The sequence below is a fragment of the Amycolatopsis sp. SID8362 genome (genome assembly GCF_010550475.1).
Taxonomy (GTDB): Bacteria; Actinomycetota; Actinomycetes; order Mycobacteriales; family Pseudonocardiaceae; genus Amycolatopsis; species Amycolatopsis eburnea.
Genome location: NZ_JAAGNB010000916.1, coordinates 1 through 7779, shown reverse-complemented (window position 1 = coordinate 7779; position 7779 = coordinate 1). Strand labels below are relative to the sequence as shown.

Genomic DNA, 7779 nt, shown 5'->3' with positions numbered 1-7779 from the left:
AGCCGCGCCGCGTGGCGGGCGTTGAAGGGCTACCGGCAGCGGCTCGCCAAGGAAGGTGTCCAGCGCGGGCGCGGCAAGGCCACCATGGTGACCCTCGCCGACCTGCGTGCGATGTCGCGCGCCTGCCCGGACACTCTGGCCGGCGCGCGCGACCGGGCGATGCTGCTGATCGGGTTCCCGATCGCCGCGCGCTGCTCGGACCTGGCGAACCTGCTGGTCACCGACGTCGAGCCGGTCGACGACCGGGGGCTGGCGGTGACCGTGCGGCACGGCAAGAGCACCGGTGACATGGTCGTCCCGCGACGCGAAAGCCCCGAAACCGACCCGGTGCGGGCGTGGCACGCGTGGCGTTCCGGCGCCGGGATCACCGAGGGGCCCGCGTTCCGCCGGGTCGACCGGCACGGCAACGTCGGCACGCCCGCGCTGAGCACCACCGGCGTCAACCAGATCCTCACCCGCGCCGGCGTCCGGGCGGGCCTGCCGTACCCGGTGACCGGGCACTCGCTGCGGTCCGGGTTCGCGACCGAGGCGCGCCGGGCCGGCGCGGACGACCTCGCCATCGCCGACCAGGGCCGCTGGGTGCGCGGCAGCCGCGCACTCTACGAGTACATCCGCCGCGTCGACCAGTGGAACGACAACGCGGCGGGCGTCCTCGACCTCTGATCACCGGGCCGGGCGGGTGGCGCCGACGACTTCGCCGTCGAGCCGCGCGAGCCAGCTGCCGCAGACGCAGCGCACGTAGTCGAGCCGGTGGGAGGCGCGCTGGGCCGCGGTCGCCGGCAGTTCGGCGAGCGGCCAGCCGCAGCGGGGGCAACGGTTGACGTCCATGTCCCCGATCGTGCTGTAATGACTTAGTGCACTTCAACCCTTACGGCGGCCCGGCCGCGCTCGTGGCCGCCGACCTGGTGAACGCGGGCTCGGCGAGCGAACTCCTCGACGGCATGGTCCGCAACGGCATGGCGATCAAGGCGCTGACCGGCGACGAGGCCGCGCGCATCGGGACCTGGGCCGAGCAGTTGCGGCCGGTGTTCGCCGCTTCGCCACCGGAACGCCCTGAGCTGGTCAACGCGCTGCTGGCGGAGGCGGCGTGCCGCCCGTACATCACCACCCACGACGGCAAGCCACCCCACCTGCACTACTCGGCGGCGGACGCCGGACCCGTCGGGCGCGTTCGCGCGTACACCGCGGGCGGGCTGGCGCACCTGGTCTGCGAGGCACCGGACCGGCTGGGGATCTGCGGTCGTGAGGGGTGCGAGATGGCGTACGTCGACACGTCCCGCAATGGGCGGCGGCGGTTCTGCTCGACGCGGTGCGCGACCCGGGTGCACGTCGCCGACCACCGGGCCCGGCAGGTCAGCGCCTGACGGCCGGTGCCTAGACTGCAGACATGAGCAAGCGCTTAGTGGCCCTGGGGGACTCGTTCACCGAAGGCGTCGGCGACGACGATCCCGCCTACCCGAACGGCGTCCGCGGCTGGGCCGACCGCGTCGCCGAGCAGCTCGCCGCGCGCGAGCAGGACTTCCGGTACGCCAACCTCGCGATCCGGGGGAAGCTGCTGCCGCAGATCCTGGCCGAGCAGCTCGAGCCCGCGCTGGCCATGGCGCCCGACCTGGTCACCCTCTACGGCGGTGGCAACGACCTGATGCGGCCCAAGGTCGACATCGACGCGCTGATGGTCGACTACGAGGTCGCCGTCGCGCGGATCCGGGCCACCGGGGCGCGGCTGGTGCTGTTCACCGGGGTCGACGGGGTCGAGGACGCGCTGTTCCGCAAGATGCGCGGGCGGGTCGCGATCTACAACGAGTTCGTGCGCGCCATCGCCGCGAAGCACGGTGCGCTCCTGGTGGACATGTGGGCGATGCGGCAGCTGCGCGACCGGCGGCGGTGGGCCCCCGATCGCCTGCACCTCAACGCCTACGGCCACACCGAGGTCGCCATCGCGGTGCTCGCCGCGCTCGGGGTCGAGCACCCGCTGACGGCGGCCGAGCTGGGGCCGCGTGAGGTGCTGAGCGCCGCGGCCCGGCGCAGCCAGAACCTGCGGTGGGCGCAGGAGCACGCGTTGCCGTGGGTGCGGCGCCGGCTGCGGGGCGAGTCCTCCGGCGACACGCTCACCGCGAAGCGCCCGGCGCTGGAGCCGGTCGCCTCAGCGCCGCTCCCCCGCTGATGGGCGGAGGCCGTCGAACAGGATCGTCACGGCCCGGTCGCGCAGCCGCGCGTCCGGGCCGGCGTGTTCGGCGGCCCGCGCGACGCCGATGATCACCGTGATCAGCTCGCCGACGACGAGGTCTTCGCGCACCGCGCCCGCTTCCTGCGCGCGGGACAGCAGCACTCCCAGGGATTCCAGCAGGCGGGCGCCGATGTCGGACTTCGACACCGGCACGGTGACCCCGGCCGCGGTGAGCGCTTCGAAGTAGGCGTTCTTCGCGCTCGACATCTCGATCCAGCTGGTCAGGAACGTGAAGAACGCCTCGCCCGGATCCGCGGACTCCGCCGCGACGGCGGCCTCGGCCTCGTCCACGAACCGGCGCAGCCGGGCGTAGAGCACCGCTTCGAGCAAGGCTTCCTTCGTCGGGAAGTGCCGGAACACCGTGCCGATGCCGACCCCGGCGGCGCGGGCGACCTCTTCCGTCGGCGCGCCGGTGCCCTTGGCGGCGAACACGCTCTCGGCGGCCTCCAGCACCCGCGCGCGGTTGCGGCGGGCGTCGGCGCGCAGCGGTTTGGACGCGGCGGGATCAGCGGTCGCGGGGCTCACCACCCGATCCTAACGGCGCCGCGTCCGGCAGCGTGTCCAGCAACCGGGCCAGGGCGCGGGGTACGTGGGACCGCCAGCCGCCGCCCATGATCCGGCGGGAGACGCGCTGGAACTCGTCGTCCGGGTCGAACCCTTCGTGGCTGAGGAACAGGCGGGTGCCGGTGCCTTCGGGGACCAGCCGCCAGGTGACCGTCCACCGCGGACCCCAGCGGATGCTGAGCTTGCGCTCGGGCTCGACCTCCAGCACCTCGCACGCCACCGGGCCGCCGGCGAACCCGGCCGCGGGCACCGGCTCGGCCGCCAGCCGGAACCGGTGCCCCACCACGGGCTTGATGTCGTTGGGCATGTTGATCCAGCGTTCGAGCAGGTCCGGCTCGGTCAGCGCGCGCCACACCTTGCGGGCCGGGTGGGCGAGGAACTGGTCGACGTGGATCGCGGTCGGGTCGTCGTCGCTCACAGGTCTTCCTCCTCGTCCAGCAGGTCACGCAGGTTGGCGAGCTTGCTCCGCCAGAAGCGCTCGTACGGCGTCAGCCAGTCCGCGACTTCCTCCAGCGGCGCGGCATCCAGCCGGTAGACGCGGTTGCGGCCCTGCCGCTGCTCGGCGACCAGGCCGGCCTCCCGGAGCACCCGGAGGTGTTCCGACAGGCTCGGCCGGGCCATCTCGAACCGCTCGGCGATCGCGCCGGCCGGCATCGGGCCGTCCAGCAGCAGCCGCAGGACCTCGCGCCGGGCGGGGCTGGCCAGCGCGGCGAAGACGTCGTCGTTGACCGGCATCAGTTCGGCACGTTGCCGAAGTCCGACGGCTGCAGCAGGCCGAGGACGTGACCGTCGAGGTCCTTGAACGACGTCGCGCGCCCCCACGGCTGCTCCTGCGGCTCGGCCACCTCGACCCCGGCCGCCCGCAGCGCGGCGACGTCGGTGTCGAGGTCGGTGGTCTGCAGCTGGAAGTGCCGCGGACCCGGCTCGACCCCGGTGACCTGCTGGTCGGTCAGCACGACCCCGGTCTTCGCCCCCTTCGGTGCGACCAGCACGAACCGGCCGCCTTCGGGCGTGCGGCGGTCGACGAGCGCTTCGAAGCCGAGCTTGCCGACGTAGAAGTCCCGCGCGCGGGCGTGGTCGGCGACGGGCAGGGTCAGGAACTGCACGTGGGTGATCGTCATGCCGGCGACGATACGTAGGAGATCTCCTACATGTCAACCGGGGTGCCGAACCACCGCTCCAGCGCCGTCCGCAGGGCCTTGCGGTCGGGCTCCACCGCGCTGCTCGCCCAGGCGACGTAGCCGTCGGGCCGGAGGAGCAGTGCGGTCACGTCGCCCTTCGCCGAACCGCTGACGAGGTCGACCCGGTCGGTCCAGCCACGCAGCTCGTCACCGAGCGAACCGGTGAAGTCCAGCAGCAGCGGCCGGGCCGTCACGGTCAGCTCGGCGAGCCGGGTGCCGTCGGCCAGCACCAGGTCCGGGGCCCACCGGCCGTCGAGCGGGTGGTCGGTGGCCGGCTCGTACCGGACGTCGGCACCGGACATCAGGTCCGCGATGTGCTGCACCGTGCTCGGCAGCCGCAGCAGTTCGCCGAACAGCTCGCGCAGCGCCGTGACGTCGCCTCCCGGCGAGATCAGCGCGGACTGGGCCTGGGTCTGCATCACGACGCGCTCGGCGATCGGACGGCGTTCGCTCTCGTAGGTGTCGAGCAGCCCGGCCGGCGCCCACCCGCGCACGGTGGCCGCGAGCTTCCAGCCGAGGGCGGCCGCGTCCTGCAGGCCGAGGTTGAGCCCGGGACCGCCGATCGCGGAGTGGACGTGCGCGGCGTCGCCGACCAGCAGGACGCGGCCCTCGCGGAACCGGTCGGCCAGCCGGGTGTTGCGCCCGCGCAGCCGGCGCAGCAGGTGCGGGCCGTCGCCTTCGGGCGGGCCGAGGGGCAGGTCGAAGCCGAGGACGCGGCGGATGCTCGCGCGCTGCTCGTCGAGGGTCATCGGCGATTCGTCGCCGGTCTCCTCGTCGTCGGTCCACTCCATCGTGGTGACGAGCGTGCCGGCCGGGAAGGGCGCGTAGACGAACAAACCGGTTTCGGTGCGGTAGTGGAAGAACGGCGGGATGACGCCGTGCCCGGGTACCCGCAGGCCGCCGGACGCCGGGTCGGCGAACTCGGCGGGCACGGTGGCGTTGGCGGTGTAGGAGAGCGTGCGGTCTTCGGTGACGCCGGGGAAGCCGATGCCGGCGAGCTTGCGGGTGACGCTGCGGCCGCCGTCGGCGCCGACGAGATACCGGGTGGTGATCCGCGACGGGCCGTCAGGACCGGTGACGTCCAGGGTGACCGCGTCGGCGTCCTGGCTGAGGCCGGTGAGCTCGTGGCCGCGGCGGACCTCGACGCCGAGTTCGGCGGCGCGCTCGTTGAGCATCGCCTCGACGCGCCGCTGCGGCACGCCGAGGATCGTCAGCGGGTTGGGGTCGGTCAGGGTGAGGTCGAGGCGCATGGCCCCGAAGACGAACGCTGGCGCGGGCGGGCCGAGCGGGCCGGCCAGCCGCTCGTGCAGCCCGCGGCGGTCGAGGAGGCGGACGACCTGGCCGACGAGCCCGTTGGCGCGGTTCTCGGTGGTGGGCTCGGGCAGCCGTTCCAGCACGAGCGGGCGCACGCCGGCGAGGGCGAGTTCGCAGGCGAGCATGAGGCCGTTGGGCCCGGCTCCGGCGATGACGACGTCTTCCATAGCGGAACTCCTCTTGGGACAAGCACTTTTGGGCAGGACGAACTGGCCCGGCGAGCGGGCGTCTGAAGTGGACGGTCAGCGCGGTTCGGGCAATCCGGCGGAAAGCCGGTCGAACACGTCGCGCAATACGCCTTCGAGCGATTGCGGCGGCTCGGCGATGAGCCACTGCTGGGTGACGACGTTGAGCGCCGCCCCGACGACCCCCGCGACGAGCCGCGGGTAGACGTCCCGGGCGGGGTCGGTGCCGGTGCGTTCGCCGACGGCGGCGGCGAACTCGGCCTCGGCCGCCGCGCCGGCTTTCTGGAACTCGCCCTGCAGTGCGGGTTCCGCGATCATCAGCCGCAGCCCTTCGACCCACGACTGGTCGGCGGGCTGCCCGGTGGGAGCGGGCTCGCCGAGGGCGAACCCGTCGAGCGCGGCCTGGGTGATGGCTTCCCAGATCGGTTCCCCGGCGGGCCGTTCCCGCAGCGCGGCGGCGATCGCCCGGGCCCGGTCGTGGTGGCGGGCGACGATCGCCTCGCCCTTGCTGCCGAAGTAGTTGCTGAACGTCCGGGTGGAGACCCCGGCCTCGGCGGCGATGTCTTCGATGCGGACGTTGTCGAAGCCGCGTTCGACGGTCAGCCGGATGGCCGCCCAGCTCAGCGCGATGCGGGTCTCGTGCTTCTTGCGTTCGCGCAGGCCGTGGGCGTCCATGCACCCACCATAGCGAACTTTGCCGAATCTGCAAAGTTGCCGAATCTGCACTTTGGTTCTTCACCGACCGGACGAGATGCCGGCCATCGATCGCCTAAACCGTCGACGGGCGTCACACTGTTGTGTGACATCAGTCACCGGAGGTGTTGCGAAATGGTCTTGGGCGACAACGGCGTCACTCACAAGGTGGAGCCGGACAGCAGGTCAGGGCAAGTGCAAGTACGGCGGGCGGCGCTGGCGAGCGCCATCGGCACGACGATCGAGTGGTACGACTTCTTCCTCTACAACACCGCGGCGGCGCTGGTTTTCCCGCACCTGTTCTTCCCCGCGTCGAGCGCCTACGCGGGAGCGATGCAGTCGTTCGCCACCTACGCGGTCGGATTCGCCGCGCGGCCGGTTGGCGCCGCGATCTTCGGGCACTGGGGTGACCGGATCGGGCGGAAGGCGACGCTGATCGTCACCCTGCTGCTGATGGGGATCTCCTCCGGCGTCGTCGGGATGCTGCCCGGGACGTCGGCGATCGGGTTCGCCGCGCCGCTGATCCTGGTGCTGCTGCGGCTGGTGCAGGGCATCGCCATCGGCGGCGAGTGGAGCGGCTCGGTGCTGCTCGCCATGGAGTGGGGCGACCAGAAGAAACGCGGCCTGCTCGGCAGCTTCGCGCAGATCGGCGTCCCGGTCGGGCTCGTGCTCGGCACCGGCGGCATGACGCTGCTGTCGGCGACGCTCTCCCCCGACGCGTTCGACTCCTGGGGCTGGCGGCTGCCGTTCCTGGCCAGCCTCATCCTCGTCGCGGTCGGTCTCGTGATCCGGCTGAAGATCCTCGAGACGCCGATGTTCGCCAAGCTCGTCGAGACCAAGCAGACCGCGCGCACGCCGGTGCTCGACGCGATCAAGCACCACTGGCGGGAAATCCTGCTCTCGGCCGGGGTCCGGTTCAGCGAGCAGATGCCGTTCTACCTGTTCACCAGCTACGTGCTGATCTACGTCGTGGCGCGGCACGAGTTCAGCAAGACGTTCGTGCTCAACGCGGTCCTCGTCGGTGCGGCGTGCGAGCTCGCGCTGATCCCGTTGTTCTCCCACCTGTCGGACCGCTTCGGGCGCAAGCGGGTCTACCTGACCGGGGCCGTGTTCACCGCCGTGATCGCGTTCCCGTACTTCACGATCCTGGCGCACGGCAGCCACGCGCTGGTGTTCGCCGCGGTCGTGGTGTCGTTCATCCCGCACGCGCTGCAGTACGGCCCGCAGGCGGCGCTGATCGGCGAGAGCTTCCCGACGCACCTGCGCTACGGCGGGGCCGGGCTGGGTTACCAGCTGGCGTCGGTGTTCGCGGGTGGGCCGGCGCCGCTGCTGGCGACGTGGCTGCTGCACAAGACCGGGACGCCGTACTCGATCTCGGGCTACATCGTCCTGTCGGCGGTGGTCACGGTGGCGTGCGTGATCGCGCTCAAGGACCGTTCCCGCGCGGACATCGACGACGTTTCCGTGTACCAGCGCTGAAAAAGCCGTGGAGGCCTCCTTTGACGAGGAGGCCTCCACGGCTTTTCGGGTCAGCGGCGCGGGCCGCCGAACGGGGGCTGCTGCGGGAAGGGGCCGCTGCCCGGGTTCGGCTGCTGCGGACCACCGAACTGGCCGG

Annotated in this window: 11 protein-coding genes; 4 read left to right on the top strand and 7 right to left on the bottom strand. The window is 72.3% G+C overall.

Features of this window, described 5'->3' with window-relative positions; genetic code table 11:
• A partial coding sequence (locus tag G3I65_RS28580; RefSeq protein WP_160698855.1) for a site-specific integrase occupies positions 1-663 on the top strand: 663 nt, incomplete at its 5' end.
• On the opposite strand, the gene G3I65_RS56575 is transcribed toward G3I65_RS28580, so the two are convergent.
• Positions 664-828: a hypothetical protein gene (locus G3I65_RS56575; RefSeq protein WP_166640695.1), complete on the bottom strand. Its 165-nt coding sequence runs from the start codon at positions 826-828 to the stop codon at positions 664-666.
• A gap of 26 nt (positions 829-854) precedes the next feature.
• Here G3I65_RS56575 and G3I65_RS28575 point away from each other — a divergent pair, with 26 nt between their 5' ends.
• Positions 855-1364, top strand: coding sequence for a CGNR zinc finger domain-containing protein (locus G3I65_RS28575; protein WP_160698854.1), 510 nt, complete (start codon positions 855-857; stop codon positions 1362-1364).
• A 23-nt stretch (positions 1365-1387) separates the two neighbouring features.
• Positions 1388-2164, top strand: coding sequence for an SGNH/GDSL hydrolase family protein (locus G3I65_RS28570; RefSeq protein ID WP_166640694.1), 777 nt, complete (start codon positions 1388-1390; stop codon positions 2162-2164).
• Here the strand turns inward: G3I65_RS28570 and G3I65_RS28565 are convergent.
• From G3I65_RS28565 to G3I65_RS28540, 6 genes are all read right to left on the bottom strand, one after another.
• Entirely contained in the window at positions 2144-2752 is a 609-nt protein-coding gene (locus G3I65_RS28565) for a TetR/AcrR family transcriptional regulator (RefSeq protein WP_160698853.1), read from the bottom strand. The two genes, G3I65_RS28570 and G3I65_RS28565, sit on opposite strands and share 21 nt — an antisense overlap.
• Entirely contained in the window at positions 2733-3209 is a 477-nt protein-coding gene (locus G3I65_RS28560; RefSeq protein WP_160698852.1) for an SRPBCC domain-containing protein, read from the bottom strand. Before G3I65_RS28560 ends, G3I65_RS28565 begins: the two co-directional genes overlap by 20 nt.
• Positions 3206-3526, bottom strand: coding sequence for a metalloregulator ArsR/SmtB family transcription factor (locus G3I65_RS28555; protein WP_125316501.1), 321 nt, complete (start codon positions 3524-3526; stop codon positions 3206-3208). The genes G3I65_RS28560 and G3I65_RS28555 overlap by 4 nt, the downstream gene beginning before the upstream one ends.
• Entirely contained in the window at positions 3526-3912 is a 387-nt protein-coding gene (locus G3I65_RS28550; RefSeq protein ID WP_160698851.1) for a VOC family protein, read from the bottom strand. Before G3I65_RS28550 ends, G3I65_RS28555 begins: the two co-directional genes overlap by 1 nt.
• A 26-nt stretch (positions 3913-3938) precedes the next feature.
• Positions 3939-5453, bottom strand: coding sequence for an FAD-dependent monooxygenase (locus tag G3I65_RS28545; protein ID WP_160698850.1), 1515 nt, complete (start codon positions 5451-5453; stop codon positions 3939-3941).
• Positions 5454-5528: 75 nt separating this feature from the next.
• Positions 5529-6146 carry a TetR family transcriptional regulator gene (locus G3I65_RS28540; protein ID WP_160698849.1) on the bottom strand — a complete coding sequence of 206 codons (618 nt, stop codon included), beginning with the start codon at positions 6144-6146 and terminating at the stop codon, positions 5529-5531.
• A 153-nt stretch (positions 6147-6299) separates the two neighbouring features.
• Here G3I65_RS28540 and G3I65_RS28535 point away from each other — a divergent pair, with 153 nt between their 5' ends.
• Positions 6300-7643 (top strand): MFS transporter, encoded by a 1344-nt coding sequence (locus G3I65_RS28535; RefSeq protein ID WP_160698848.1) that lies wholly within the window; start codon positions 6300-6302, stop codon positions 7641-7643.
• Positions 7644-7779 lie beyond the last annotated feature (136 nt).

Bases quoted from the DNA above. Each gene is read 5' to 3' on its own strand.
- G3I65_RS28540 (WP_160698849.1), bottom strand. From the start codon at position 6,146: ATGGACGCCCACGGCCTGCGCGAACGCAAGAAGCACGAGACCCGCATC.
- G3I65_RS28570 (WP_166640694.1), top strand. From the start codon at position 1,388: ATGAGCAAGCGCTTAGTGGCCCTGGGGGACTCGTTCACCGAAGGCGTC.
- G3I65_RS28555 (WP_125316501.1), bottom strand. From the start codon at position 3,526: ATGCCGGTCAACGACGACGTCTTCGCCGCGCTGGCCAGCCCCGCCCGG.
- G3I65_RS28535 (WP_160698848.1), top strand. From the start codon at position 6,300: ATGGTCTTGGGCGACAACGGCGTCACTCACAAGGTGGAGCCGGACAGC.
- G3I65_RS28545 (WP_160698850.1), bottom strand. From the start codon at position 5,453: ATGGAAGACGTCGTCATCGCCGGAGCCGGGCCCAACGGCCTCATGCTC.
- G3I65_RS56575 (WP_166640695.1), bottom strand. From the start codon at position 828: ATGGACGTCAACCGTTGCCCCCGCTGCGGCTGGCCGCTCGCCGAACTG.
- G3I65_RS28550 (WP_160698851.1), bottom strand. From the start codon at position 3,912: ATGACGATCACCCACGTGCAGTTCCTGACCCTGCCCGTCGCCGACCAC.